Source organism: Agrobacterium sp. rho-13.3 (genome assembly GCF_033957765.2).
GTDB lineage: Bacteria > Pseudomonadota > Alphaproteobacteria > Rhizobiales > Rhizobiaceae > Agrobacterium.
The window spans coordinates 1-25,248 of the sequence record NZ_CP192778.1; the positions used below are offsets into that span (position 1 = coordinate 1).

Consider the following 25,248-nt stretch of genomic DNA (forward strand, 5'->3'; position numbering starts at 1 on the left):
GGATAGTATTATCTATGTGGCAACCGTCAAGGGACACGGCACGCTCACCGGGTATATATTCTATACTATTTTATACTAATTCGGGGTATATCATACCTTTTATACCCGCATTCTATAGCTAGCACTGCCAAATTGTACTATATTTATACTTAGCTAAGCAAATCTATGCTACGCGGTAAAAATCATCTAAATTATCGTAAAATATGGATTATATATGCTTGTAAGCCAGTGGGTTTGCGTGCTAGCATGGCTTCTATATGCGTCGCGCTGGTCGCTCAGCCTTTCCCTTGGGGTTGGCGGTCGCAGCTCAGCACACACAAATTACAAACCAACATATATTTCCTATTGCGCATTCGTCCATATTGGCATATATTTCCCATGTAGAACGCAATATATATTCATCGCAAACGGAGCGATCGCTGCATGTCTTGCCCACCTATCACGCTTTGCAACGTCCCTCAACGCAGGGCCTTCGACATCTCCCCATACATGCCTCTCATTCAGGATATCTGCGCTCTCGCCGCGATCGTCGCGTTCCTCGCAGCAACCTGCATCTGGATGCCAGAAATAGCCCCGCAATCCTTCCAGAAAGGCTGAAAAACATGGATGAAGAACACACCAACGATAATCCCGACATCAAAGAGGAGGTCGCGATCAAAGAGGTCGCAAAGCTGATCGCCGAGGCGATGACCGCTCTGCTAGCCGCGACTGACGCCGCCTCGACCCTGCTCCTTGATAGAGAGGGGAATTGGGAGGATAGCGACGTAGACGGTCTCCGCACCATTGCGATGGATGCAAGCGAGACGATCCACGAAGGGATCAACGAGCAACTGAGTTGGCGCAACCTCGCAATCACATTCGACAGAAACTACGCGGATTTCCGCCTGACGGAGATCACACGATGAAATATATTTGCCAGAATTGCTCAAACAGCTTTGCGGAAAACGAGCTGCGCGAGATCCGCAACATCACCGAACGAGTAATGCCAGGTGAAATCATGCCTGCTGGCGAGTGCCCGAGCTGCGGCGCACTCTGCCACGCTCCGCTGCATGATGCCGAAAGCCCTGTCTTCGATGCGCTTTTGCTCGCCTACGGCTCGCTGTGTGCTCGTATGGACCCAAACAAGCGGCCAAAGACACCCATCGACTGGAAAACCCTCGATGCTGCCATCGCAAAAGGCTCAGGTGGCAAAACCTACACGACCGTGATGGCCGAGCGCTGGAAGCCTCCGAAGCTCTAAATCATGCCCCAAGGTACCAAATGGTACCACGCCATACCAACCACGGAGATGCTGAAATGCACACACCAACAAACACAGATCGCGCAGCTTGGGCAGGAGAAGCCATCGCCACGTATCGAGCAATGCGCGGTAGCGATGAGCCGGTCACGGACGTGAAGGATCTGATCAACGACCTGTTGCACTATGCTCGCCTCGAGCTAGGTCTCTCGATTGACGAGTGCGAGGCGATCTCGCAGAATGCTTATGCCTCCATGGCGGAGGAAATGAGAGAGGACGAGGAATGAGGCGGCTCACACTGCCTCACGCTCCTTCCAGAACCTCCAAACGGGCATGATTCTCTGGCGGGGATCTGTAGTCCCGAATAATGGCGCTTAGTACGGCCTCAAACGACCGCGTGGCGCTCTCCCTGACGGAAGTGAGGGGTTTCCCTTGCGTCCAAAGTGCCAACGTGCCGTGGGCGACCAGCAGCAGCATATCGATCGCTATATCCACTTCAATCTGAAGTCGGCCTTCACGCTCAAGCCGCCCCAACTTCTGGCGAGCCGTTGCCATGGCCGAGGCCGTCGCGTCCGGACACTGACTTACAGTACGGTGGATCATCTTCATCAACTGCGGATGCAGGGCGCTGTAGTCGAGGAAAGCATGCCAGCCGAGCATAAGCCCCTCTATAGGGTCAGCAACATCTCCACAAGTTCGCTTGAACGCGATAAAATCAGTAATCCCATCAGCAACCAGAGCATGCAAAAGGCCGTCTTTGCTGCCGAAGTAATGGTAAAGTGTGGGTTGTTTTACATTCACAACTTGGCAAACAGCCCTAGCGGTAAGCCCCTTCTCGCCCTTTGTTTCGAGAAGTTCGCTCGCAGCAGCTAGAATTTGCCTTTCTGTCTCTGATTTTACACCACTGGTCATAAGGCCCATCATATTTTTTATCCCTTAAATAAAGCGAAAATGGACTCCCCCTACGAGATAGCCAAAAACCAAGCAGTCAGCTGCACGAAACGATTATGCAATCAGGTAGTTCCTCTAGTGACTGGCGTTTACCCGCCAACGTTGCCCATTCGAAACGTTGTCTTTGATTTTGGTGCCGAACGATAATATGGTTTTTCAACAAACGAACCGCACAAGCTGCGTCATGAACGTTCAAAAGAGGGACTTCAATGGCTGACAAGTACGACGAATACGAAGCATCAGCGAAGTTAGACCTTATTGCCGATAAGCTAAAGGAAATAGATCGCCTATTGCAAGCGGCATATCCTCATTTCGATCAGCACGTAATGGAACTCATTAATAAAGCCGATCCGAATAATGATATGGACCCTCACCATTGGGCAAATAAGATGAAGTTGATAGCTGAGACGATTCTCACAGAACGGCTGGACAAGGACGACGCCGCTTTCTCAACCAAAAGCACATCGTCATATGCCGAGCCTGACAACGACGGCCCGAACATCTAAGCGAGGATCAGTATGACCAAGATTGCCGACAAAAAAAGCGCTGTTGAAGCGCTCGATGCAGCCGCAGTCCTTTGGAAAGAGGTCGATGACGAGTTCTCTGCCATATGGATGAAATTGCCAGATGAAGCCAAAAAGCGCCTCAATGCCGAAGGGGGCGAAAAGTTCGACGCGCTGACAATGTCACATCGCCTGAAGGAGATTGCTGAAGCGGCCCGGTCTCAGGCCTCTACGTGAGCGTCACAACCCCATTATGCAGACTGAGCTTCGATCCTTCAGGAATTCGCTCCTCGATCTCTCCCAACGTCCGCTCACAGACATTGGCAATCTCCTCGGCTAAATCCCCGGATGCGTTGTGATGCTGATAGCTCCTTAGCGCGTGAAAGGATGCTGTGACGGTCTTGGTGACCAGCTCCAGCGGTAGGCTCCTCGATGTCAAATGCTCCGCCAGATCGACAGACAGTGGCGAGCCCTCCCTGCGAAGCGCCAAAGATAGCAACTCACGTTCAGAGCCGGTGAGGATCAGCACGCATGCCTGCCCATTCTCGGTCATAGCAATTTCCCTCGATCCTTGAGCCTGTCACTCAGCCTACAACGACTCCACGACCCGTATAGGTAGATAGGCCTAACCCTATCCAATGGACGCCCTTTCATCTTAGGTTAGATGTCAGAAGCTCAAAGCCACCCACTCGCCAGAGGCCGACTTTGAAAATCCTATCACACGATCGATTGGTCGAGCCCCCGGATTGTATTTGATCGCAAGCATACATGAGACACCGGGACCGGTTGCATTTTTTCCGCACTCGCCGAGAGCTATCGTGATCTCTTTTTCCGAGCCGCGCTCGGACATCGGGTTGCGAGAATAGGCCTCCTGGTAAGCGGCAAGAGCCTCAGCTTCGGTGGGGCCAGATGTTTGCCCCCAAGCCGGCACGTTGGTGAAGACACCAAGAATTGCAGATGAGATGACCGCTAATTTCTTCATAGGTAATCCTTTCGATTATCCGCTCAAACGAACAGACCGGAATTAAGGCATCGCTTATTGAAAATGGCGTTGAGATCATCGAGCCGCCACTTGTCGAGCGCGCCGCCTTTTCCGCGCTGTTCCAGTTCGGTGGCGATCTACGGTCTATGAAATCCAAGCAAGGCAACATGGAAACAGCAATCCAGAACGCCGAGGCGTTCGCAATGGCGGTATTCAAGAAACTGACGGAGGCACTGAAATGAGCAATGAATTTAATATCGCCGCACTAAAAAGGACACAGAAGCCATCGACCGAAACCGATATCGCCCGAGCGGATGCTGTGGGCGAGGCGCACGGCTTCGTTGATCGGTCACCACGCGGAAAGCCGGGACGCAAGAAGAGCGACAGAACCGGCCAGGTGCATGCCAAGGTGCTGCCGCATGTCTCGGAAGAAATTGCCGAGGAGGCGTTGCGGCGCGGAGTAGTGCAGGGGGTGATTATCGAAGAAGCATGGGCGCTTTATAAGGAAAATAAGCGCTAGGCCACGCCACGACTTTTGGAAACTGTCACCAGCGGCTAAATGGTCGCTGGCCCACAAATCGTGACATATCTTCCCCTTCGCAGCTTTGCTTCAGATAGCGCCAGATGTACTCAGGAATCATAAACGGGACTTGATGGGCAGCATGGCTTCCAGGCACGTTAAAAAGATAGCCCTTAGCCATCAGCGCCTTGATATCAGCATTAAAATAGGGCGCTGAGAAAACCTGCATTTGGTTGGCTACAGCCCAAGCCAAAATATAGCCCTCATCGTTCGGAAGTTCATTTATAGCAGCGACATGCTCCGCTTCCCACCGCGCTCGCCTCTTTCGTCGGATTGGCTTTTCTATCGCTTCAATCACCCACCTGATAAGCGAGACAGTGAGCACACTTCCACTTAGAACAAGAAGTATGAACGTCACTCCCAGAACCCACCCGGGGAGAGATTTTACATACGACAACTGAAAATAATCAGCAGAAAGAAGGCCAGTTGACGCGATCAACGGGTAATCCCCCCGTTTTGAACGGGGCTCCGCAGTAGAAATCACGCGGCCATTTTCAGTTTCTTTGCAGGCGTTATGCCGCCGATGCCCATATTGGGCCGTTCGTTGTTGTAGGTCCAGAGCCACTGCGTGGCGAATTCCTGCGCCTCCTCGATGCTTTCGATGATGTACTGGTCAAGCCATTCATGTCGGACGGTGCGGTTGTAGCGCTCGACATAGGCATTCTGTTGCGGCTTTCCGGGCTGGATGTGGCTCAAGGTAATTCCTTGCGTTGCGGCCCACTCCATCAGTTTGCCACTGACATACTCAGGCCCGTTATCCACACGAATGGCGAATGGTCTGCCTCGCCATTCGATGATCTGGTTCAGGCTGCGGATGACGCGTTCTGCAGGCAGCGAAAAGTCCACCTCGATGCCCAGCCCCTCGCGGTTGAAGTCGTCCAAGACATTCAACAGTCGGAATTGTCGACCATCCTCCAAACGATCTGCCATGAAGTCCATCGACCAGACCAGGTTCGGCGCATCCGGCACAGTCAAGGCATCGGGCTTGTCCCGCTTCAACCGTTTGCGTGGCTTGATCCTGAGGTTCAACTCCAGCTCGCGGTAGATGCGGTACACGCGCTTGTGGTTCCAGCGATGTCCCCGGACATTGCGCAGGTAAAGAAAGCAAAGGCCAAAGCCCCAGGTCTTCTTTGCCCGCGTCAGTCCGATCAGGAGATCGGCGATCTGCTCGTTCTCGTCGTTTAGCTTGGCGCTGTAACGATAGCAGGTCTCACTGACCTCGAAGGTGCGGCAGGCAAGCGCAATGCTCACCCCGCGCAATGCCACTGCTTTCCCGGCCATCTCTCGGCGTTGAGATGGCCGCGTCACTTTTTTCCCAAAGCCTCCTTCAGCAGTTCGGCCTGCATGCTCATCTCGGCATACATCTTCTTCAATCGCCGGTTCTCATCCTCCAGAGCCTTCATCTGGCTGATCATCGACGCATCCATGCCGCCATACTTCGAACGCCACTTGTAAAAGCTCGCAGTGCTCATCCCGTGTTCCCGGCATAACTCCGGTACAGGAACGCCGCCTTCTGCCTGGCGAAGGATGGCAAGGATCTGTGGTTCGCTAAATCTGCTCGTCTTCATCAAAATCTCCTCGATCATAAAGCCCGAGAAAATTCTACTTTTGAAGCCCGTTAATCGCCGGGGGGATTACCAACGTGCCTAAAGCGATTGGCCAGCTCGTTCCCATAAAATCGATCAGGTCTTTAATTGCTGGCATTGGCCCACTCCTAGCGCTGAAACGCTCTAAACACCCGTGGGCTTCTGCATCGACCCTTCGAGCTGCATAGCCGCGCAAAACTAATATTGCAAAGTGTACACAATACATGTATATTTAAGGTGGTTTCAAAAACCAAGTAATTTTTAATCAGCTCCAATTTTGAAAAGGAAAATTAAAATGGAAGCTATTTCAGGAGGAAAAAGATTTTGGAATTCGAATGGGATGACGAAAAACGGGAAAAAGTAATCGAAGAGCGTGGGGTGGATTTCGTCTATGCCGCGCTGATTTTCGAAGGGCCAGTCGTAACAAGCATTGATGACCGTAAGAACTACGGCGAGATACGATTAAGGTCCATTGGATTGGTTGGGGACGAGTGTTTTATAGTCGTCCATACACGTCGAGACGACGTGACACGCTTAATAACAGCGTGGAAAGGAGGTCGAAATGACCGCATCAAATATGAAGAGAGCATCACTTAGCGAGATAGCGCAGATGAGGACGAGGGGTGAGTTATACCACAACCCCAAAGCCCCGGAAGGTGAAAAGCTTGATGAAGCTTTTTGGAGTAATGCAAAAGTGGAGGGACCGGTTAAACCCCGGTCCGTTCACCTGAAGCTTGATCCAGAGGTTTTTGAGCACTTTCTGACAGAGACCGGTGGTAAAGGGCATTTGACACGGATGCAGGCTGTTTTGAAGGCCTACGCAAACGCTCAACGCAAAAGCCACACCACCTAAGACAAGCCGTCCGAAGAACATTCGGGCGGCTTTATTGATTCCGACGAACAGCAACTCATGAAAAAATATCCCGACGACCCCGGCCCACAGCCACGCTACCGCTGGCGCGAAACTTGGCCGGGAGAAAACCACGAAGATTATTTGGGGTGGGATGGCGACCGCTCATTCGGTCGCATCATGCTCGAAACCCACGGCACCATGCGCAGGAAATGGCGTTGGTCGATCAGCCACATGGATGGCGCTAAGAAAACCATTCTTCCACATAATGGCTGGGTCGATCACCCAAGGGTAGCCGCCGCCAAGGTTGAGCAGCTTTACGAACGGATTGCTGCATTGAATGGACTAAGGCTCAACACCCAGCGCAATCAGAACCAGTCAGGGCCAGCATCATCTGGCGACACTAACAAACCGGCTTCGTGAGCCGCAGCAATAAAAGATGCCCGCGCATCTTCTGCCGTATCATCTTCACCCCCAGCCAGAACGGCATCACATACCATCAGCGCTGTAACGTATGCCTCGCCATGGGTTCCATCAGGCCAATGCCGCAATAGGCACCGTGCCAAGGCCGAGACAGTGCCTAGCGTTTCGAAGCTGCCCCATTCGACCGTGACAGGCGCAATCGGCGGATCGTTTACAGACGACATGCAGGTGCTTTCATAGATGGGTGATCGAGAGGGGAGGGGAAAACCATTCCAACCAGGTCGCGCCGGCCGAGATCCTTTTTGAAACATTCGTTCGTGAAGGCGTAATTTAATTTCACGATCGATGCCGCCGGCAGCTCGTGTTTTTGAAGATCCGCAGAAATCTATTCCAAACGCCAAAACGCAAAAAGCCGCCCGGATCACACCGAGCGGCTTTCTTTATATCAGCGGTATTGGCGCGCAGTCCTTGCAGCTCATTGCTGAGGAAGAGGAAGCCATCAATCGCAAGATTGCGCATGCAGTCGTTTTCACAATGACCAGCGGCGCTACGCGTTGATCGCCGGCCCAATTATGAAACCCTTACAGCCGGGAAGAAATCCCATAGTTCCGCCAGATGCCAAGCCTGCCAAAATCAGCCACCAAACGAGACAGGAGTTTTCCGAATAGAAGGTTCCAGATGCCCCGCCAGGAATTTTTGCGTCGATCACCCCCGCTTTACCGAGGCCGATCTTCTCCCTGACGCTGCCATCCGGCTCGATTAGAGCAGATATGCCATGGTTCGCAGCCTGAACGAGGGGCATGCCCATCTCTGCCGCCCTGAGACGGGACTGCGCGAGGAGGATATCCGAACCTTGAGTAAGGACGAACCAGGAGTTATCCGATACTACGACCATCCATTCGGGTTTGACCGGCGCGTCATTGTAGGCGGCAACAATTTCGCCAGAAAACAGGATTTCAAAGCAGATGGCCAACAGTGCCGGCGCAGCATTGGGGATAGCGACTGCTTTGGACCTGGTGCCCCACTCAAGCGAATAGTCCGCAGCCGGGATGATCCAATTGGCAATGCCAAGAGCCTCGAATAGGCCGCGCCAGGGAATGAACTCTTCGGACGGTATCAAGTGCTGCTTATCGTAGATCGAGGACCACTTGCCCGCCCGACCAGTGAACACCGTGTTGAAGATTCGAACGCCCGTTACTGTGTGTTCAGAGCGCATCCCACCGGCAACGAAGGTAGGTGACCCGACCAATTGGGATACCACGTCGTTTACGACGTGAGGTTCCATTTCAGGAAAAAGGGCGAATGCCGTCTCGGGCCAAATGACGTGCGTCGGCCGCGAACCATCTTCCCGCGGCTGATTGGTTAGCTTCACCATAGAGGCGAGGTTCGCCGCCCTGACAGCAAGATCCGGGTTCCATTTCTCAGGAGGAGTGAACGCAGTCTGCAGAATCCTCACATCTGCAATGGGCTTGCCGTCTGCCGTCGATCGGCCGGCCTGAAGATAGATAATACCGCCTCCAATCATAACCAGGAGGATTGCAGTCACCGTCCAAGACGATCTCCGCCCAGCCCAAAGGGACATCCCAACGAGCGGCAGACATCCCACGACAGGAACAAGCCCATTAGCTCCCACGACGCCGATGGCGCCGACGAGTGGCGTCACCACCTTGCTGAAAAGCACGACCTCACCGACAGCCATCAGCGTGAAACCGGACAGCACCGTGCCGCGCAGCCACTCAGCGACAAAAAACGCCAGGCCGAGGGCAAAAATACGCCAAACCGAACTCGTCCACATCGCGCCCGCGATCGCGAACCCAATCCCATAGAACAGAGCCAGGTAAACCGGAAATCCGAATGCTAGAACCGGATATTTCCAACCATCCCCAGGAGTGATTGAGTAGGCCTCCCCGAGCCAGAGGAGGCCAAGAAAGAAGTACCCGTAACCGAAGAGCCAACCGACACCGAAACCCCGCCACGCCCTTCCCATGGCCGTATCGGCGCGATCGGCAGTAATGTCCATCAGACGCAGAAGAGCTGGAAAAATCAGGAAGATCGCCGCTGCGATCGACAGAGGTGCGTGGATCACCGTCAACGCAGCGCCGAGAGCAAGGCAAGCCAGCGCAAGCGGCCAGCGCTTGAGGGATCTCGTGTTCTTCATTACCGGCCCTACTTCAAAGGCGCGCAGTAAGCATAGGGCTGGCCATCGATCTCGATGATCTTCATCGCGCTGTCAGTTCGAAAGCTCATTCTTGATGTGGATTTTTCGCCTTGTGAATCGCAATCGAGCTGAGATTCGTACCGGCCACCGCCCTTGCTCTTGAAGTTTGATACCGTGCAGACGCCTTCACTCGTTCCCATCTCCGCGCGACCTTTTTTCTGGAAACGTAGAACCCAATCATAGACCTCGAAATTCGGATCTTTACAGCTCGCGGCCTGATCGCGAGGGGTATAGTAGCCATCCGCCCAGGGAACGTTTCTCGACGCCTCGGCCAAACCGGTCATGCTGAAAAGCGACGGACCCATGCCGACAACAGCAACCGCGAGTTTGATGCCCGATCTCATCGACTGGTCCTCTGTTCGTTGACGATCATGTGAGCCACAGCCGACGCCAACTGATTTTGGGCCGACATACCAAGCGAAGCGGCCTGGGCTTCATCCAGAGCAACGCGCGCCAGATCGAGGTAAATGGACCTGGTGTCGCCAGATGCCTGGCTGGAGGCGAAATCCTCGCCCTCGTTGCGGTATGATCCCAAGCCAGCCTCGGCGTTGGATACAGACGTTCCTGAGCCGGTACTCATCGGCTGGCTGGTCGCAATAGCGGGATCGAGTGAGCATGTTGTAGGAAGCGTTTTGGACGGATCTGCTCGCTCGGAAAAATAGCCCGGATACCCGCTTTGGAGTGCCGCCGGCACCGGGATCTGCTTATCCAAGAAGGGCTCCGGGTTGACGAAGTACCAGCTATCATTCGCAGCGCTGGAAATCTCGCTCGCAGAAAGAGGGGGTCGGGATTTGCTACCACAAGTAGGGCAAGCGCCGGTCGCCATCACGCGGCCACCAGCACCCGCCGACTGCAGAACAGATCCACGCACTGTCATGCCGAGATGGAGATGCGTCCCTCCTGTTCCATGGCCTTCGCCACTCGTGCCAGTATTGCCCATGTAGCCAATGGTGTCGCCCGCTGCCACAGTAGGATTTTGCTGCCGGAAGGTGTCCAGGTCCTTGTGGGCCAGATGGTAGTAAACAGTATTGTATTTATCGTTTTCAGCTCGAACAGAGACCCAATTGCCACCCGCGCCATTCAAGCGGAAGGTCGTTTTGCCGCCATGGCCGGCGTAGATCGGGTTATTTTCAACATTACCACCAGTGAAGCCGTTCACAATATCGAGGCCCTGGTGCATGCCCTTGGATGCGCCTGGCCGATTGGAACGGTCAGCACCATATGGCGACATGAGCTGAACGCCATTGTCCTTCATCAGAGGGACGAGGCACGCCATTTGACCACCAGCATTGCTTCCGCCACCGCCAGTAGTTCCACCCGCCTTTGCGGCCATGGTGCAGATATTCACGCTCCCATCGCCACCGGCTGACGAAGAAACACCGACACAGCCATTGTCGATCGATTTTTGACAATTCCCCACGCCGAGCTGGATACAAGCCGCGACCATCGCAGAGTCCACCTTGTAGCCGCCGACGCTCTCGCCGTTGGCCTGCATATCGAGCAACGTTTGGACCGAACCCGCATTGGCGATGGACTCATAATACTGCGCATAGATGTTAATCTGCTGCTGTCCGCTCATCGCAGCATACTGAGCCGACGTGCAGTCGCAAAACGTCGCCAGGTTGCCCTGGTTCATCTGCATAAGACCTGTGCAGCACGAGCCGTTATAGATGGCCGAGTTGCCGCCCATACTTTCGACCTTGTAGGACATGGCCGCGAAGGTAGAAGCATTTTGAGCGAGATACGAGTTCCCGCTGTTTTCGAACATCGTCTGGATCTGCGCCTGGCTGTATTGAGTGTTTGGCGCGAGATACGACCTCGCTTGAGACGGCGCAACATAGGCCAGGAAGACAATTACTGCGAGAATTGCTGTCTGAAGGATATACCGCATTGATCGCCCTCTACCTACTTCAATGGGAATGAGACTTCGCATCCTGGTATCGTGGCGTTCCCTTTGATCGCCTCTACCTGGATACTGTCGGCCTCGATGCGTGCGAAGGTGCCCGTATTTTCCAATGGCTCAACCTGCATACTCGGCCATATTCCACATGCGCCAGGCATCTCCGTCGTCGATGGCTGAGAACCGTCCTTTGGGAGAATGGTGAGGCGAGCGGGGCACGACGAATGGATCGCAGTCACAGCGCTCCCGTTCTCGCCGCTATCGCAGCCTGGGGGCCGTTGAAGCATGATCGAGACAATGTAGGTGGCTCTATCAGTCTGGAATTCGCTTGAAAGGAAATTGGTAGGCCGATAGCCACCGGCCGGCAGTACGGTCTGCTCTCCCTTAACGAACAGCTTGCCGCCACTCGCGCGGATCTTCTCGGCCTCGGAATCCATCACGTCCTTCCAGATTCGGACTAGGTCGCTATCACCAGGTTGGACTTCCGTTTTGACCTCTTTCATCTGCATCCAGCCCGCCTCATCTTGGGCTACTGCGGGGCTCAAACCAAAAGTAAACCCAATATTAAGAGAGGATAGAACAATTGCTCCAATGCTGAGGAAGCTGAGCTTGTGTAGACGTAATTTCCTGCACGCTATATGATCCTCAACCATCAAAAACTCCAGAATTTTCAGTCAAAATACACATATGAACGCTCAAGTGCCCCACCACGATTTCAATGTAAAGCGATCAGCTCTAGCTGAGATCGCTGCCGACAAGCGTTTAGGGCGTTCCGAAACGCGCGTTCTGCTTCACATGATAGCCAACTGTGAGCTGTTTATCCATAGTTCAGGCGTTGAAGATGAGTTTCATCGTTCCGATTTGTCGTTTTTGCAGCCTGGAACCTATGCTTCATTCATATCCAGCGGCACTCGTGACGATATTCGACGCGACCTTGAGTTCGTTTCGGCAAACTCCGTCACCAATCAACTGACAATTCTCCTAGAGGCCGGATACATCCGGCGCTTTAACTCTATCGGTATGCGTACATTGTTCTCATTTATGCTGAAGACATCGATGTTCACTATCGATTGAGATTGCGTCAACGTTCCTATAGGTTCGTGATCAATTTACGAACAGGATTAGACGATGGCACAGAACAACGGAAACGCTCCACAACACAGCGAATTCCTAATCATAGTCGTTCTTATGGGCGTGGTTATTGGAATGCTCAGCCTGCTCTGGTGGGTGGCATCGCCGATGATCGGAAAGGCCTACGCCTGGATTCGGATCGTTGAGACAGGCGGCGGATGGCTTTTCACAGGCTGGGGTCGGTATTTTTGGCGCATGCCCTTCGGAGATAAATATGCCTTCAGCTCTATTTTTCAGAGTAGCGTGACGTTCAACCTTGTCTTCGGCCTGTTTATTTTTGTCCTTGGACTGATCGCCCACCACAAGGTGAGCGAAAAGCACATCAGAGCCAAGGTCCAGCATAAAAAGCCGCTCGGATACAAGGACGTGATGAAGCTGCAGGCTCCTGAGTTTCCTGCAAACCAATTCTTCCTCGATTTTGAAATCGCCAAAGATTATTCGGTTTCAAAAGGACCGGCGAGGATGCCGATGACCGCACTGGAACTGCTGCTTGAGGTGGACGCTATTGAGGGCATTCACCAGGGTGACACCCTCTCCGATCCCGGTGCCGCGACAGGTTGGAAGATCAATGATGATCTTGTTACAGCCAGGCTTGTCCGAGACTTCGGCCCCCTCAATCCTTTTGCTCGCAAGAATTTTCCGTTCCGAAATAAAGACGCCATTCAAACTGCTATCGACGCTCTTCCATGGCACACGGTCTCGATCGTTTACGCTTCGGTCGCTCGACTTTATGCGCTCGACACAATGGAAACGGACGACTTCGAGGCGACAAATGCTGAGATCGAGAACTATCTGAAAGACATCTGGCGAGAGATCAACAAAGGGAAAAAGAGCCTCGGCGCACTCCTGGTGCTCGGCTATATCGATCAAGACGACAAGCGCCTGAAGCTTGAAGCCGCAAAAGAAGCCTTTCCAAAAAAGAAGAACCTCAACGTTCTCACGCTAACGGAATGGCTTAACGAAGAGGTCGAATTCGAGGACAGGCGAGTCAGCCGTGGCGAATCCTTTATAACTACGCAGCGCGCCCGCAAAGAGCTTCACCGCATCCTAACTGAGTTTGGGGACGTATCTCCGGACCGCCTGGTGAACATCAAGGACCACAAAGGCAAGATCAAAAAGCACAGCGACCTGTCGCAGCTCGAACTTGCGAAATACACTCAGATCCAGAAAAAGCAGGAACGAAGCGTAACAGTAGAAATTCAACGCCTCCTCCGGGCCAATGGATACCAATTTGGGCTGGCGTCCAGCCTGCTCAACGAAACAAGAGCGGGCGGCACACTGCCCCCTTCCCTCTTTCGCTGGATGCGCTTCTACGACTACCCTCTATGGAGCTACCTACGCGTGACCGGGATGAATACCCCCACTCCAGAAGTCGCCGGCATGTTCGATCACGCTCAAACTGAGATCAAAAGCGGCATGCCGCTCACGAAACCATACCTGGTATCGGCCGTAGAAGGCGTCCGCGTCGAGGCGAGCAAATACATCACCGACGATATGCGACGCAAATTCGTGATGATCCAGACCGAACGCAGCGCCCGTCAAAAGACGCTCGCCGCTCGTCCTCAGATAGAAGCGACGATTAGAACACTCGCCAAGAGCTTCGCGCAGCAAGCCCAACAGAAACAGGACGAAATCACCACTAGAGAATTATCGGATGGCGCAATCGAGGGCAACCACACGCCGACCGGAGGCGAATACTAGGAACGAGCGCGATTACGGTCGATCAGCTACCTGACAGCCAGGCAGTCTGGTAGGGCGTCTAGCGTCACGCTCCCTTGCCAAACACAGCCGACATCACGTCGTCGGGCACCTTAATGTTCAGCGAGGTCAAAGCTTCCTTCAACTTCGGTTGCTTGGTCTTCGGAATGTCGCCATCGGCCTTGTAGCGAAACAGCGTCCGTGTCGTCACACCCATGTAGTCAGCGATCCGCTTCCGAACGATATGGCTCTGCTGCTTGTTTTCAATGACGGATCGCTCGACTTCCTCAAATAGGAGCTGCGCCGGCTTCACGTCATCTCTGCGCGGTTGCAACAGCATTTCGAGTTCATCTTCGCTCATTTCAACACCGAGCGTCGTATTGAGAGACTTGAGCTGGTTGATGCGATTCCTTGGAACGCCGTCGTACTGCCAGATCCACGACCAGACCAACTGACGGCTCACCTCAACGCCAAGAAGCTCCGCGAATCGAGCTGCGGAGCCGTAGTTATTTGCCAGGACGCCCTTTGAGTAGGCCCGAGAAACAACGTTCTCGATATAGGCCGCAAGCTTCGGATGTGGTGTCTTTTCTTCAGAAGGCATCGCGAGGACCGAGGTCTCCAAATTCGAATTCTTCTATTATGTAGCACCTGAGTCGGCAAAAAAGAAGAACCCGCCGCAGATCGCTGCGACGGGGTCTTTAAATTCAAGCTTGGGAGGATCTTGAATTAGCCGCCAGAGCCAGTCGCGTAGGTCGTAACCAAGCCGACGATAATGGCAAGAATCGTGAGCATCGAGCCAACGATCAGTCCTACAATGTAGGACATGTTGCTACCTCGCGCCTGTTCGCCCTGCTGGATATTGGAATAGAGCTTGTAGGTGGAGATGCCAGCGAGAGCGACGCCGAGAACGCCGAAAATGATTAGGATGATGTTGAGGACGTTTGTACCCGTCGTGGTAACGTCTTCAACGTTCATGTTGGAGTTCTGCGCCGTGTCCCGCGCGGTCTTCAATACGTCGAGCGGCGCTGAAGGATCTACATCCTGAGCTTGCGCGACAGACGTAACCACCGTCGACAGAATTGCCGGCAGCGCAAAGAATGTCATTGCCCCCTTGATAAGCATGGCGTTGGCCCGTGCGCTTGCCTCGTAACCCTTTCGGATGATCATCATAATCCCTCTTATCGATCGATTTCACGTTGAATGTGACGTTAACTCAATGCGTGCTGATACCGTAACGATCCATAGAACCATTTATCGACGTTTTCAACGCTAAAGTTCAGACCTATACGTTAAACTATTTCGACTGATTCACGTTTACGACGGTCATTGACGGATTCAACGATAAGTCTATCCACAAGACGACGGGCGATTGAAGTTTCGTCAACGTTGTTTTGATTAGCCATAACGTCCCAATCCTGACCAACAGTCCCTTCAGGGTAACGTAGAGCGAGCATGCTCAACGCCTCATTTACCGAAAAGCGCTTGTAGCATTCCTCTCGAACGTTTCGGTCCTGTGCTCTTGTCGTAAGAGCCCAAAGGAGCGTCGGCCCTAGGAAATTGTTGAGCACAATCCAGCGCTCAGCCTGTTTCAGCTTGTAGTTGGCGAGGAAGTTGACGCCATCCGCGTTTTTCTTCCCGGTACCATGGACGTGCTTGTAAAGCTGTTCCTTGACCGCATCAGAGAAGCCAAACGTCTGCTGAATCTGCTCCCGCAATTCATTTGTCTCGGCTTTGAGAATAAAGATCGTGCTGGCCATGCTTTGCATAATTTCAAAGTCGCGCAGCAACTGAGACGCCAGTATGATCTCCATGCCCCATTTACGACCAACGCGAACGTCAGCAAGCACCTGCTGAGCGATACCCCCCGCACCACCGGTCATATGGTATTCGTCAAAGCAAAGTCGCTTCGGTGTTTCGGCGATATCCTCATAGCGCCGCTCCCAATACGTCTGGTAGAGCGCGCGCATCGGCCTGGGGAAATCCATGGATGATATTTCTTCAGCATCGCCACCGATCTTCTGAACGAAGAGGTGACGCGCAATCATATACATCAGAGAATTGTTGCGGTAGGAGGCCGCGTCTTGGCCATCCTGCTTCACGTCATTCAGATCGACAGAGATAACTCGCGCCTCGCCGAAATCGAGTTTCGTAGGATAGCTGAAAATCGGATACCGCTCGATTGCTGCGTTGATGGCCTGCTTCATGAACTTCACAGCATCCTCGTCATATTCCGAGATGATGTTCTGTTCGCTAAGGACACGAGCCACATCCTGAAGAAGCGGCATCGCGTAACGCTGCGCACGAATGGCTGAAACGAAATCCTTCTTCTCAACAAGACGGTCGACGATCGTCCACCATTTCTCGCGCGACGAAAGTGGAATGCCGTGCTTTTCGCAGGCTTCATCAACGCGCGGGTCATGGCCAGCTTCCCATGTGTTGGGAGACGAGGAAATTTCCAGATCGCTCTTGAGCTGGAAGATCCGGGTGACGACCTTCTGAACGATCTGTTCGTAATGCTGTTCGCGATCGGTGTCGCCGATGAGCGTTACAAGGAAGCGTTCGATGAACTTCTTCTCACGGGGCAGCGGAGTGCGCCGGCCCAAACCTAGATCAAGAAAATTCACAGAGTTGTCGCGGTCGTTGAATAGGCGGCGATAGTAAGCCTCGTGCTGCCTTTCGGGAGGCAACGCCTCCTGAATCAACCGAATGAAGCCCGAGGACGATACGCCAATGTCGATGACGCAGACAAATGGCATTGTCCGCCCCTTCGAATGAGCTGTAAACTCATAGTTCAGTCGGTTCATAAGAACAGACTTACCCGCGCCAGGCGTCGCAAAAATCAGCGTCAACCAATAGTTCTGCTCCGAAGAGAAGGCATTGTGAGGCGCAATCTTTCCTTCTGTAGTCGTGAATATCGTTTCGCCACGGTCAAAGACAGGCGCCGACGAGTGAAACGGCATGATCATTGCCATGTCACCCATCGGGACGAACGTCGGCTTGATTGAGTCAACACGCTTGACCATGCCTGGCACGGTTTCTGCCAGTGACATCATAGGATTCTTTGTTGTGTCACTCACTTGCGCATCACCCCAACCCATCATCGAGCGGATTAGGTACGATCGGCGACGTTCAAGCGTCTCCTCGCTTTCATTCGGCTCACGCCAGGTGCAGGCGACGATCCAGCTTTTGACGAATGTCTCGCGGTCCTGCTGAGCGATCCGAGACATCTCCTTCAAGTTTAGAAAGAGGTTTTTCGATTTCGGCCCGGTCAGGGAGGCAAATGACGCAAGAACCTGCTTCAGTCCAACGTTGAAAGGACCGCCTTCGATATGGAAGGCCACACGAAGTGGCATATCAGGATCTGCACCATTCTTGATCGACGCCAGAAGGTCATTGAATGGATACATGGACCGTGGAAAGAGCTGCATCGCAGCAAGAGCGTAGGCTCGGCCCCCAAGCTGCAAGGAACGCATGTTGTTCTTCGCGATCATGCCTGCGGACATGATTTGCATGGAAAGTGGTGGAGCAAAGAACTCGGACAGATCGTTATCGTGGGTCGATTTTACGCCCGGATATTTCCGATCGCCAGGGCCGAACGGCTTCCAATTATCAGGTGTTTCGTGAAACAGCAGCCCCTTGCGAACTTCAGCAAGATCGGGCCGATGACCATCTTCATCAGGGCCTAGTTCCACGACCTGGACGCCGGAAGCATCCAGCGCCGAGGCGACACGGCCAACGAAAGCGCCATGTTCTGCGGAGATTGGTTCAAGGCGAGAGAAGGGCTGCATCGCCTTGACGGCTGGCGGGAGGTCGGAACGTGCCTTTTTGTTGTCGCTCCGTGCTTCTTTCAAGTCGCCTTTCAATACCGCGTCTGGCTTAGTCCAGCACGCAACCAGCGTCTTCGAATAGCGCGCTCTTTTCAGCGTCAGTTCGAAGGCCTCGTTCACCAGGACTTCAACTGAAAGCTCCTTGATTTTCGCGGCGTCGCGGATCGGCCGGAACAGTCGCTCAACCTGCTGAAGTGTGTTTCCCGACGTTTCAAAGGACACAGATATGAAATGACCATGCTTTTTGAGAAGAGGCCCGATCTCGCTACCAAAGAAATCACGCATCGCCACCGTGGCTTCGTCAGTGGATAGGATGTCACGCATCCCCTGAACTTCAAGGATAGTGCATTCACTGCCGTCATGCGCGTAGAACACCGGCTGGTCGATATCGGGATCGAATCCGGACAGATGGCAGTAATCGTCAGAGAACTTAGACATCGTCGCCTCCCTCCGCTTTCTGTTTGTTTGCAAGATCGACAGGATTATCGACAGCGGAGATGCAGAAGATATTCGACAACAGGCTTTCCTTTATGCCCTCTGTCGAGGTGATTTTCGATTCGGCCCGGCCGGACAAAACCTCAAGTAGAAGACGCTCTCTGTTGGAAATCGCGCCACCCTCACTGGCGTAGCGGAACGCATCAGCATCACCGGCACGAACAGCGGAGGTCACGGTGGCGTCGTTGCCGAAAAGGTCCATAAAGCTGTCAGGTAAGGGCTTACCAGCGAGCTGACGCTCAAGCCCCTTTTCATAGACTGCACGGATCAGCTTTCGGACAAGGTGAATATCGTCGGCCTTCTCCTCGGGGTCGCTCGAACCAAGATAAATTTTCTTGCGCCTTGAAAGATCAGCCATCTAATTTCACCCGTAGAGCAATCCGAACCATGTAACGATGACAGACGAGATCGTTATGAGACCACCAATCACGATGGCAAGCAGGCACCCCGCTACGCTTCCTCGTGACTGCATCATCGCGTGGCTATCCTCCATCAACGTCGAGTGCAGCTTCATGCCCGCATATCCAGCAAGGACAACGCCGCCAACCCCGGCGAAGATGAGTGCAACGGTGCCGTAGTTCTGGAACATCGAATCCAGATTGGTGATGACATTCGAAAGGTCACCTTCGGTAGAGTTTACGGCCACACGTCACCTGTCGGGTTTACTTGGAAGCTTCAACGGTAACCTGCTGCAAGAACACGATACCTACATCAGTGCCAGCAGGGCTCGACATCGTCGGCTTGCGCTGGAAGTTTCTCGCCATAACCTGCGAAAGATTGTTGCCCAGAGGTTCAAGCGTAGCGAGGCCAACCTTCTGCCAATCAATACCTGCGCGGCCAGATGTGGTGGCAAAACCATCAGAAATCGTTGTTTGGGTATCATTGCGAACTAGCTCTTGGCCAGCTTGCCCGAGGCCCTGAAGCAGGGAGCCTGCGACAAGGCCACTCCATCTGGATAGGGTGTGGCGATCAACTTTTGCCGCCACGCCTGGTCGAACCTCGTCAAGAGTCGCGGCCATTGCTTGAATCGGTGCGGTGCGACCATCACGCAGTGTCATCTGCCTGAATGTCACTGCTGCCTGGTCGTTACTGTAGGTGACCTGGCCTGCCAACACGCCGCCGTGTAGTGGGCCATACGAGCCGTTGCCACGCTGATCGTAGATCGTGGCATAGACGGGCAAGCCCCTTGGATCTTCAGAATTGAAGCCAACCTTCAAGCTCGCGTAGAAAACATCACCTGGCTTGGCTGCGAGGATAACGGGACCGGAAGGTTTGCCTCGCCCGTTTCCGTTGCCAGCACCATTACCGGAGCCGTTGGATTCTTTTTTCGGTGGCTCTTTGTAGCCCTGAATATTGATATTGGGCTGCGCGTTGTTGGCGAGGAGCTGGTTGACCTGCTCCTGCACCTTCGCTGCGAGCTGGTTCCTGCGATCATTCTCGGCCTTGATCCGCTCCCGCTCGGCCGCAACCTGCACCTCCTGTTGCGGGTTCGGCTGACGCTGGACAACAACTCTTTCCGGCACCTTGATGTCTTCCGGCCGGATCGGTTTCACTTCCGGCAATTCAAGGCCAACTGGCGGTTTTTGAGCCAAGGGGCCATCAGCACCCATGTTGACTTCCTCAGCAATGACCGGGGGAGCCACATAGCTTTGATCAGGCTGCTGCTTTGCTTCTTCAGCCTTCTGGTCGTTTGCAGTCGCGCGCCGAGATGCTTCTTCCTGCCCAACGGGACTGAGCATGTCCGTATTGAGGCGCGGAGCATTCTGCGAAAGGTTGGTAGGTGAATTGCCACCCTGATCGACCGAAGGTCCACCAGTCGTGAGCAATACGACACCAGCCGCGACGATCACGGCCGCTCCACCGGCTGCGATATAGTATTTCGATGCTGCCATGGTGGTCGCCCCTTAATAGCCGATTGAGATGACGCGCTCGGAGCCATCTGCTGCCGAAGCGAGGACGCGGGAGGTTGCCGCACCAAAGCGGAAAATGTTCTTGTTGTTTCCGCTGGCGATCGCCTCATAATCCGGAGTGATCACCTTGTACGGAGCCACCAGATAGAGGCTTCCCTGGTAGAGCCAGGCGGTAGCGTTGCCATCATTGGTATCCATCCGGGTAGCACCGCTGGGCGGCGTGCCGTTAAGAAACGCTTGGTAAGCGGAATCTGGGCCACTTTCTACCGGCTTACGAGGCCGCTGCGCCCTGGCAACCGGCTTGGGTTTTTTGCCAGTCGGCGAAAGCCCCTGAACATGGACAAGAACAGGAACGTCGATGAACTTCTTGGTCTGGTCATCGCCGCTACCCGCTACGAACACGATCGGTGTGTTGATGTCCTGCAGTTGGACTGAAAACGAACTCCAGGTCCAGAAACGGCATGGGGTGACCGTGATGAACGTTGGGCGCTCATCAGACAGGGGCGCTGGCGCGTTATTAGCGCCACAGCCCTGCCCGTTGACTGAATAGAAACGTGGATCGAAAGCGATCGACGCAATCGGCCAGGGGTTTCCATACTGGTCCTGAAACGAAATAGGTGACGGGATGTTCTGCGCGAGCCAAAGCTGTTCCGGTCCCTGTTGCGGCCCCTTGATATAGGTGATGTCTCGCCGCCGCGCTGAGGGCAGTGATTTGCCCGCGTAACCGGGATAAGCGGTTGCACCCTGAGCATCGAGCTTCTGGTTATTGACCGCGCCAATGTCACCCGGTCCCAACATCGTGCCAAGATTTTCCTTCACGACGCCTTCTCGAAGCTTTTCAAGCTCGGGATCTGGTAGATCCTTCGGGCCACCAAAAGGATAGGCCGGCTGCGTGATCGGCTCTGCTGGCTTCAACACAGCACAAGGATTGGCCTTGTCGCCGCAATCCTGCGGCCCCGGTCCACGACCTTTTTCCTGAGCGCTGGCGTTACCCGCCAAGAGTGCCATCACGGCAGCGCCAGAAACTAATGTTAGTTTTATCCCCATGTCGGCCCCGTCATCTCGAAACTTCTTGCGTTGATGTGATCCCGTCGATCGCAATACCATTGGGATTAATGAACGACGGATCGACACGAACGACCGTCATGACCAGCACGCGACTTTCCGGCTTCGATACTTCCGGCGTGCGGTAATAAATCACCAAGGGAACCTCGACCTTCCAGTAGAACCGGCCATCAAGCATCCCTGTTTCGGCGATGCGTGGGGGCTTATTCCCCAACAGAGCCGAGACGGTGTAATAACCCTGCTCAACGCGCTTTATCGTATTCGACCCGCTCAAAGCGGTGGAATAAGCCCGCTGAGCATTAGTTGTCAGATAAGCATTCATGGCGTTTTGGATCTGGCGACGCCAATTGAGGTAGTCATAAGAGTTCAGCTCAATGGCTGCATCCGCTGCCATGTTACGAACACGAGCGTCAGATACGTTTGGCTGATCGAGCGTGATCGCCTCACACACTGCTCTCGCATCCTGCGTCCAAACGAACTGCTTTATCGGGAACCAATTGCGCAGCGCGTAGAGAGAAAACACGTTGAGCACGAGCGACATGAACAGTGTAATCGCCAATGCTACGAGGACAAGTCTGAGGCTTTTTGATACCGCTGCGGCAGCACTATTCTCAAAGATGATCTGATCTTTGGTTTTCATTGAGTTGGCCCCTGCGGCATCGGTTCATCTACGACTTTCACCTGACAACCGAACACGCCGCCATCAGCCACATAGGGGATGACCTCGGCAGCTCTGAAGACTTTCGGCACGACTAAAAGATTGACCACGACCGACACGACCAAGGCACTCAAAACGAAAGCAACTGCGCGGTGAAGCGCAGCTATCCGATTGTCTTGAACGCTTGGGGCTTCCATCTTGTCGTCGGATGGAAACCCGAACCTTGGGATCGTGAATGCCATATGATTATTTCCCGTAGGCGTTCATAATGGCGGTCTCATCACCTTCGGTGTATCCGACGTGTGTCTCGAACGTTCCATCTGCTTTAGGGATTAGTGCGAACGGAACGCCGGCCTGAACGGATGGCGGAAGCGTCTTCGCCATGAGCACAAACGATCCGAGATTTTGCTCCAGCGAAGATTTGTGAGCATCCGAAGGCGTGATTGCAGTCAGCTTCTTGTCGAACGCCGCGCGCATGGCCTCCTTGCCACCGATCCCTGGCTTGTCTTTTTCCGCCTGAATGATCGTCGCTCCCGGCGCAATGCCTCCATTTGCGGGAGCCAGTGCGGAAATTGGAATCCAGTGGATCGGAGCCTTCCCGGCAATGTTGTCATAGAGCTTGTGGCAATACGGGCAGCGCGGATCAAAGAATATCTGGATCGGCGGAAGATTGGCCGTCGCTTCAGTCTTTCCCGAATTATCGGTAAAGCCCTCAAGTTGCGAAACGATTTTCAGGATGTCTTTCGAACTTGCCTGAAGCTGAGGATTCGCCGGATTTGTCGAAGCCGGTAGCGGCGCGGGCTGAGCCTGCACTTGTTGGAAAGGCTGAGCCTGCGGTGCCTGGAACTGCTGTGGCTGCTGCGGCTGGAATTGTGGGGGCTGCTGAAACTGCGGCTGCTGATACTGGCCCTGATACTGCTGATATTGACCAGCCATCTGGCCTGCGTACGGCATCTGTGGCGGATACTGAGGCTCGCTCTGACGAACAAACATGTATGTCGCCATCACGGTCATTGCGATCAATGACACTCCTGCAACGCATCCAAGCGCAATTATGCCGGCCTTACCCATCTTCGCCCTCGCCTCGACTGATTCACTCAATTCAGGATTAACCACGAATAACCTCACCCTTTACGTTAATCAACCATCATGGTCTAGGATCATGGTCGATCTCAACGCTGACTTCAGCGTTTTTCGACGGCTCGTCAACTGCCCTTGGCCCGTTTTCTATGCGTTCATTAGTGTAATCACGTTTTAGGTAGTCGATGTGACGCGAATATCTTTCAAATTCTTGAAGTTTAGGTGGAAGCTTAACGCTATCCAAGACGCTTTTCGATATTGCTGCAACGTCGGCTGTGGACACCTTAATGCCCTCATCGCGGAACTGAGATGACAGCTGATCGTTAATCTTACCCTCCATCGATTCAAGTGATCTTCCAATCGCTTGCTTATAACCATCGACGGCGGCGAAGCTCGCTCGGATCTGCCCATCCGTCGCATGAGGATCATTGACCGTCTTTTCGGCCTTTACAGATGCCGCCATCGCTTCATTGGCCAGCTTCTCTATTGGTCCCATCAAATCCTCGTAGGCCTGCAAGCCTCGCTGACGGTAGAAGCCTTGCTCCGTTATCGCACGTTTCGGATCAACGGCATTCTCGGAAAAGGCCCCAAGCTTAGTCTCGTTGTCTTTGATGCCCTCGATCAGATTGTCGATCCTAAGCTGCTGCTCCTCGCCTAGCTCCGTTTCTTTGGAATAGGTATGGAGCGTGAGACGAATAAGCTCCTTCGCGTGCGCCCTCGCCTCCTGGTCGGTCGAGGAAAGCTTGAGGTTTTCAATCACGCCACGGATGGGCTGCATCGTGCGGGCATCCAGTATCGCACCGCCAACAATCTGTTGCTCTGCGACTGTGAAGTTCATTTCGACCTTTGAATACGCTGCTTTTACCGCATCGGCATAGCCGGGCTCGATTATGTCCTTCATGGCGCTGCCTGCGCTGGCACCCCTCGCTACTTCCGTCGCCGCTAGTGCAAGCGCCGTCTTCATCCCTGCATTTTCCGCCCAACCGTCGGCGACATTGACAAGGCGGTTGACCCGATCGGTGGTTGCGAAAACCTCCCTGTCGATTGCCACCTTATTGAGATCGACCTTGAAGACATCCGTAAGCCGCGTAGTTGACCCGTCCTCATTCTGGATTGCCAAATCACCCGGCATGCGATGAGCGGCTGGAAACTCCTGGCTCGTCCGCTTGTCCTGCACCATCGCCTTTGTCGCGATGAGAGTTGGGTTTTCTGGTAGTAGGCCCTGGTCGCGCGCGACCTCAACGAGTTTGAGCGCAGCATAGGTCGCTGCAAGTCTTTCCTGCGCGTGGCCAGCAACATTACCTAGTGGGCGACTGGATGCATCCCTGTGCGTATTCTCATATAGTTCGGCAAGAAGTTTTTCAGGATCGGGCCTTGCATCGTGAATGAAACGGCCGGCCGGCTGAGGCCGCGCGTTTGTTACCTCGATAATGTTCGACTGCGCCTTCTCAAACTCTTGCCGAAGCCCGACAGTCAGCAACTGCCTACGGCCCGGATCGCCGGTCATGCTGATGTGGTTTGCAATCGACGTGTAGAGATCATCCTGACGGCGCGACGATAGATCTCTCGCAATATCAGGATGATGTGACAGAAAGGTTTGGGCAGCATGCTCGCGCTGCGCGTCCAATAGACGGCCATCAGAATTAGAGCTGCGCATAATACGGGCCATCTTTTTCCTCAATTTGATCGCTGTTGGATATGACGGTGAGCGCGACGGCGCGGGCATCTGGTCGCTCGACCGGGGGAATGTCTTGGCGAGCGCTTACATGACACAGGCAATCCATCAGCTCGGAGCGTGTTAGCTCGCCCCTACGGGCCTTCCTAAGTGCTCTCTGATATTTTGAGCTGCTGAATTGGTAACGAAGGTTTCCATAGCCGCCGAAGGCTTGGAGCAACGCACCTCGCGCCTCCCAAAAACCCACAAAATCATCGTTTCTAACGACGACTTCATCCGCATCATATGTCGGCATAGCGCTCTCGTTCGGTTCACCATAACGAGTGCCATACTAATCGTTTTGGTGTTGTCGTCAATTGGAGTGACGTTTTCAAAACTTGGCGAATGTCTATTCGAAACTTGTGAATTACACTCAGATCTAATTGAAGAAGGCATGATCGCACGCATATTCGCGTCTAGTGTCACCACATCGCAAGCGG

Annotated in this window: 34 protein-coding genes; 11 read left to right on the forward strand and 23 right to left on the reverse strand. The window is 53.8% G+C overall.

What is annotated here, in order from left to right; genetic code table 11:
- Positions 1-602 precede the first annotated feature (602 nt).
- The 3 genes from RMR16_RS26175 to RMR16_RS26185 are packed head-to-tail and all read left to right on the forward strand — an operon-like array spanning position 603 to position 1,524.
- On the forward strand, positions 603-905 hold the full coding sequence (locus RMR16_RS26175; RefSeq protein ID WP_432331065.1) for a hypothetical protein: 303 nt from the start codon (positions 603-605) through the stop codon (positions 903-905).
- Positions 902-1,240, forward strand: coding sequence for a hypothetical protein (locus RMR16_RS26180; protein ID WP_234625063.1), 339 nt, complete (start codon positions 902-904; stop codon positions 1,238-1,240). Before RMR16_RS26175 ends, RMR16_RS26180 begins: the two co-directional genes overlap by 4 nt.
- A 56-nt stretch (positions 1,241-1,296) precedes the next feature.
- The gene (locus tag RMR16_RS26185) at positions 1,297-1,524 is read left to right on the forward strand and encodes a hypothetical protein (protein ID WP_234625062.1); all 228 of its coding nucleotides are present in this window, start codon (positions 1,297-1,299) and stop codon (positions 1,522-1,524) included.
- Between the two features lie 16 nt (positions 1,525-1,540).
- On the opposite strand, the gene RMR16_RS26190 is transcribed toward RMR16_RS26185, so the two are convergent.
- Positions 1,541-2,161 (reverse strand): TetR/AcrR family transcriptional regulator, encoded by a 621-nt coding sequence (locus RMR16_RS26190; protein WP_320188606.1) that lies wholly within the window; start codon positions 2,159-2,161, stop codon positions 1,541-1,543.
- 236 nt (positions 2,162-2,397) lie between these two features.
- Between RMR16_RS26190 and RMR16_RS26195 the strand changes: the two genes are divergently transcribed.
- Both RMR16_RS26195 and RMR16_RS26200 read left to right on the forward strand, forming a co-directional pair.
- On the forward strand, positions 2,398-2,694 hold the full coding sequence (locus RMR16_RS26195) for a hypothetical protein (RefSeq protein ID WP_234625060.1): 297 nt from the start codon (positions 2,398-2,400) through the stop codon (positions 2,692-2,694).
- A gap of 12 nt (positions 2,695-2,706) precedes the next feature.
- Positions 2,707-2,928 carry a hypothetical protein gene (locus tag RMR16_RS26200; protein WP_234625059.1) on the forward strand — a complete coding sequence of 74 codons (222 nt, stop codon included), beginning with the start codon at positions 2,707-2,709 and terminating at the stop codon, positions 2,926-2,928.
- On the opposite strand, the gene RMR16_RS26205 is transcribed toward RMR16_RS26200, so the two are convergent.
- Together RMR16_RS26205 and RMR16_RS26210 are read right to left on the reverse strand one after the other, a co-directional pair.
- The gene (locus tag RMR16_RS26205; protein ID WP_320188607.1) at positions 2,921-3,244 is read right to left on the reverse strand and encodes a hypothetical protein; all 324 of its coding nucleotides are present in this window, start codon (positions 3,242-3,244) and stop codon (positions 2,921-2,923) included. The two genes, RMR16_RS26200 and RMR16_RS26205, sit on opposite strands and share 8 nt — an antisense overlap.
- A 114-nt stretch (positions 3,245-3,358) precedes the next feature.
- Positions 3,359-3,673 (reverse strand): hypothetical protein, encoded by a 315-nt coding sequence (locus tag RMR16_RS26210; RefSeq protein ID WP_320188608.1) that lies wholly within the window; start codon positions 3,671-3,673, stop codon positions 3,359-3,361.
- Positions 3,674-3,911: 238 nt separating this feature from the next.
- Here RMR16_RS26210 and RMR16_RS26215 point away from each other — a divergent pair, with 238 nt between their 5' ends.
- The gene (locus tag RMR16_RS26215) at positions 3,912-4,193 is read left to right on the forward strand and encodes a chromosome partitioning protein ParB (RefSeq protein WP_320188609.1); all 282 of its coding nucleotides are present in this window, start codon (positions 3,912-3,914) and stop codon (positions 4,191-4,193) included.
- A 25-nt stretch (positions 4,194-4,218) separates the two neighbouring features.
- Here RMR16_RS26215 and RMR16_RS26220 read toward each other — a convergent pair whose 3' ends face one another.
- On the reverse strand, positions 4,219-4,692 hold the full coding sequence (locus tag RMR16_RS26220; RefSeq protein ID WP_320188610.1) for a hypothetical protein: 474 nt from the start codon (positions 4,690-4,692) through the stop codon (positions 4,219-4,221).
- A 41-nt stretch (positions 4,693-4,733) separates the two neighbouring features.
- Positions 4,734-5,821 (reverse strand): IS3 family transposase gene (locus RMR16_RS26225; protein WP_320188611.1). Its coding sequence is split into 2 segments (ribosomal slippage): positions 4,734-5,560 and positions 5,560-5,821, totalling 1,089 coding nucleotides; the frame shifts between segments, so codons are not numbered across the junction.
- A gap of 342 nt (positions 5,822-6,163) precedes the next feature.
- Between RMR16_RS26225 and RMR16_RS26230 the strand changes: the two genes are divergently transcribed.
- From RMR16_RS26230 to RMR16_RS26240, 3 genes are read left to right on the forward strand one after another with little or no spacing between them, the layout of a single operon-like run.
- A complete protein-coding gene (locus tag RMR16_RS26230; RefSeq protein ID WP_320188612.1) occupies positions 6,164-6,436 on the forward strand; it encodes a BrnT family toxin in 273 nt (90 codons plus the stop codon).
- A complete protein-coding gene (locus RMR16_RS26235) occupies positions 6,402-6,692 on the forward strand; it encodes a hypothetical protein (RefSeq protein ID WP_320188613.1) in 291 nt (96 codons plus the stop codon). Before RMR16_RS26230 ends, RMR16_RS26235 begins: the two co-directional genes overlap by 35 nt.
- A 57-nt stretch (positions 6,693-6,749) precedes the next feature.
- The gene (locus RMR16_RS26240) at positions 6,750-7,112 is read left to right on the forward strand and encodes a hypothetical protein (protein WP_320188614.1); all 363 of its coding nucleotides are present in this window, start codon (positions 6,750-6,752) and stop codon (positions 7,110-7,112) included.
- Here RMR16_RS26240 and RMR16_RS26245 read toward each other — a convergent pair.
- The 6 genes from RMR16_RS26245 to RMR16_RS26270 are packed head-to-tail and all read right to left on the reverse strand — an operon-like array spanning position 7,058 to position 11,883.
- Positions 7,058-7,423, reverse strand: a complete 366-nt coding sequence (locus RMR16_RS26245) for a DUF982 domain-containing protein (RefSeq protein ID WP_320188656.1) — start codon at positions 7,421-7,423, stop codon at positions 7,058-7,060. The genes RMR16_RS26240 and RMR16_RS26245 overlap by 55 nt on opposite strands.
- Before the next feature lie 25 nt (positions 7,424-7,448).
- On the reverse strand, positions 7,449-7,631 hold the full coding sequence (locus RMR16_RS26250; RefSeq protein ID WP_320201742.1) for a hypothetical protein: 183 nt from the start codon (positions 7,629-7,631) through the stop codon (positions 7,449-7,451).
- A gap of 28 nt (positions 7,632-7,659) precedes the next feature.
- Positions 7,660-9,270 (reverse strand): apolipoprotein N-acyltransferase, encoded by a 1,611-nt coding sequence (gene lnt / locus RMR16_RS26255; RefSeq protein WP_320188615.1) that lies wholly within the window; start codon positions 9,268-9,270, stop codon positions 7,660-7,662.
- Between the two features lie 8 nt (positions 9,271-9,278).
- Positions 9,279-9,674 carry a hypothetical protein gene (locus RMR16_RS26260; RefSeq protein WP_234625055.1) on the reverse strand — a complete coding sequence of 132 codons (396 nt, stop codon included), beginning with the start codon at positions 9,672-9,674 and terminating at the stop codon, positions 9,279-9,281.
- Complete coding sequence (locus RMR16_RS26265; RefSeq protein WP_234625054.1) at positions 9,671-11,221, reverse strand: M23 family metallopeptidase; 1,551 nt, start codon at positions 11,219-11,221, stop codon at positions 9,671-9,673. Before RMR16_RS26265 ends, RMR16_RS26260 begins: the two co-directional genes overlap by 4 nt.
- A gap of 14 nt (positions 11,222-11,235) precedes the next feature.
- Entirely contained in the window at positions 11,236-11,883 is a 648-nt protein-coding gene (locus RMR16_RS26270; RefSeq protein ID WP_234625053.1) for a hypothetical protein, read from the reverse strand.
- A gap of 34 nt (positions 11,884-11,917) precedes the next feature.
- Between RMR16_RS26270 and RMR16_RS26275 the strand changes: the two genes are divergently transcribed.
- Both RMR16_RS26275 and RMR16_RS26280 read left to right on the forward strand, forming a co-directional pair.
- On the forward strand, positions 11,918-12,304 hold the full coding sequence (locus RMR16_RS26275; protein ID WP_234625052.1) for a hypothetical protein: 387 nt from the start codon (positions 11,918-11,920) through the stop codon (positions 12,302-12,304).
- A 54-nt stretch (positions 12,305-12,358) separates the two neighbouring features.
- Entirely contained in the window at positions 12,359-14,062 is a 1,704-nt protein-coding gene (locus RMR16_RS26280; protein ID WP_234625051.1) for a hypothetical protein, read from the forward strand.
- Positions 14,063-14,126: 64 nt separating this feature from the next.
- Here the strand turns inward: RMR16_RS26280 and RMR16_RS26285 are convergent, their stop codons facing one another.
- The 12 genes from RMR16_RS26285 to RMR16_RS26340 form a co-directional block, all read right to left on the reverse strand.
- On the reverse strand, positions 14,127-14,660 hold the full coding sequence (locus tag RMR16_RS26285; RefSeq protein ID WP_320188616.1) for a hypothetical protein: 534 nt from the start codon (positions 14,658-14,660) through the stop codon (positions 14,127-14,129).
- A gap of 125 nt (positions 14,661-14,785) precedes the next feature.
- Entirely contained in the window at positions 14,786-15,229 is a 444-nt protein-coding gene (locus RMR16_RS26290) for a hypothetical protein (RefSeq protein WP_234625049.1), read from the reverse strand.
- A gap of 119 nt (positions 15,230-15,348) precedes the next feature.
- Positions 15,349-18,324 carry a hypothetical protein gene (locus RMR16_RS26295; protein ID WP_320188617.1) on the reverse strand — a complete coding sequence of 992 codons (2,976 nt, stop codon included), beginning with the start codon at positions 18,322-18,324 and terminating at the stop codon, positions 15,349-15,351.
- Positions 18,317-18,739: a hypothetical protein gene (locus RMR16_RS26300; RefSeq protein ID WP_234625047.1), complete on the reverse strand. Its 423-nt coding sequence runs from the start codon at positions 18,737-18,739 to the stop codon at positions 18,317-18,319. Before RMR16_RS26300 ends, RMR16_RS26295 begins: the two co-directional genes overlap by 8 nt.
- 6 nt (positions 18,740-18,745) lie before the next feature.
- Entirely contained in the window at positions 18,746-19,027 is a 282-nt protein-coding gene (locus tag RMR16_RS26305; RefSeq protein ID WP_234625046.1) for a hypothetical protein, read from the reverse strand.
- A gap of 16 nt (positions 19,028-19,043) precedes the next feature.
- Positions 19,044-20,231 (reverse strand): DotG/IcmE/VirB10 family protein, encoded by a 1,188-nt coding sequence (locus tag RMR16_RS26310; protein ID WP_432355571.1) that lies wholly within the window; start codon positions 20,229-20,231, stop codon positions 19,044-19,046.
- Positions 20,232-20,285: 54 nt separating this feature from the next.
- Entirely contained in the window at positions 20,286-21,290 is a 1,005-nt protein-coding gene (locus tag RMR16_RS26315) for a DotH/IcmK family type IV secretion protein (protein ID WP_432355573.1), read from the reverse strand.
- 58 nt (positions 21,291-21,348) lie between these two features.
- Complete coding sequence (locus RMR16_RS26320; RefSeq protein WP_234625043.1) at positions 21,349-21,996, reverse strand: DotI/IcmL family type IV secretion protein; 648 nt, start codon at positions 21,994-21,996, stop codon at positions 21,349-21,351.
- The gene (locus RMR16_RS26325) at positions 21,993-22,256 is read right to left on the reverse strand and encodes a hypothetical protein (RefSeq protein WP_234625042.1); all 264 of its coding nucleotides are present in this window, start codon (positions 22,254-22,256) and stop codon (positions 21,993-21,995) included. Before RMR16_RS26325 ends, RMR16_RS26320 begins: the two co-directional genes overlap by 4 nt.
- 4 nt (positions 22,257-22,260) lie before the next feature.
- Positions 22,261-23,037 (reverse strand): hypothetical protein, encoded by a 777-nt coding sequence (locus RMR16_RS26330; protein WP_234625041.1) that lies wholly within the window; start codon positions 23,035-23,037, stop codon positions 22,261-22,263.
- Between the two features lie 124 nt (positions 23,038-23,161).
- Positions 23,162-24,763: a hypothetical protein gene (locus RMR16_RS26335; RefSeq protein ID WP_234625040.1), complete on the reverse strand. Its 1,602-nt coding sequence runs from the start codon at positions 24,761-24,763 to the stop codon at positions 23,162-23,164.
- Positions 24,738-25,064, reverse strand: coding sequence for a hypothetical protein (locus RMR16_RS26340; RefSeq protein ID WP_234625039.1), 327 nt, complete (start codon positions 25,062-25,064; stop codon positions 24,738-24,740). The genes RMR16_RS26335 and RMR16_RS26340 overlap by 26 nt, the downstream gene beginning before the upstream one ends.
- Positions 25,065-25,248: the final 184 nt, after the last annotated feature.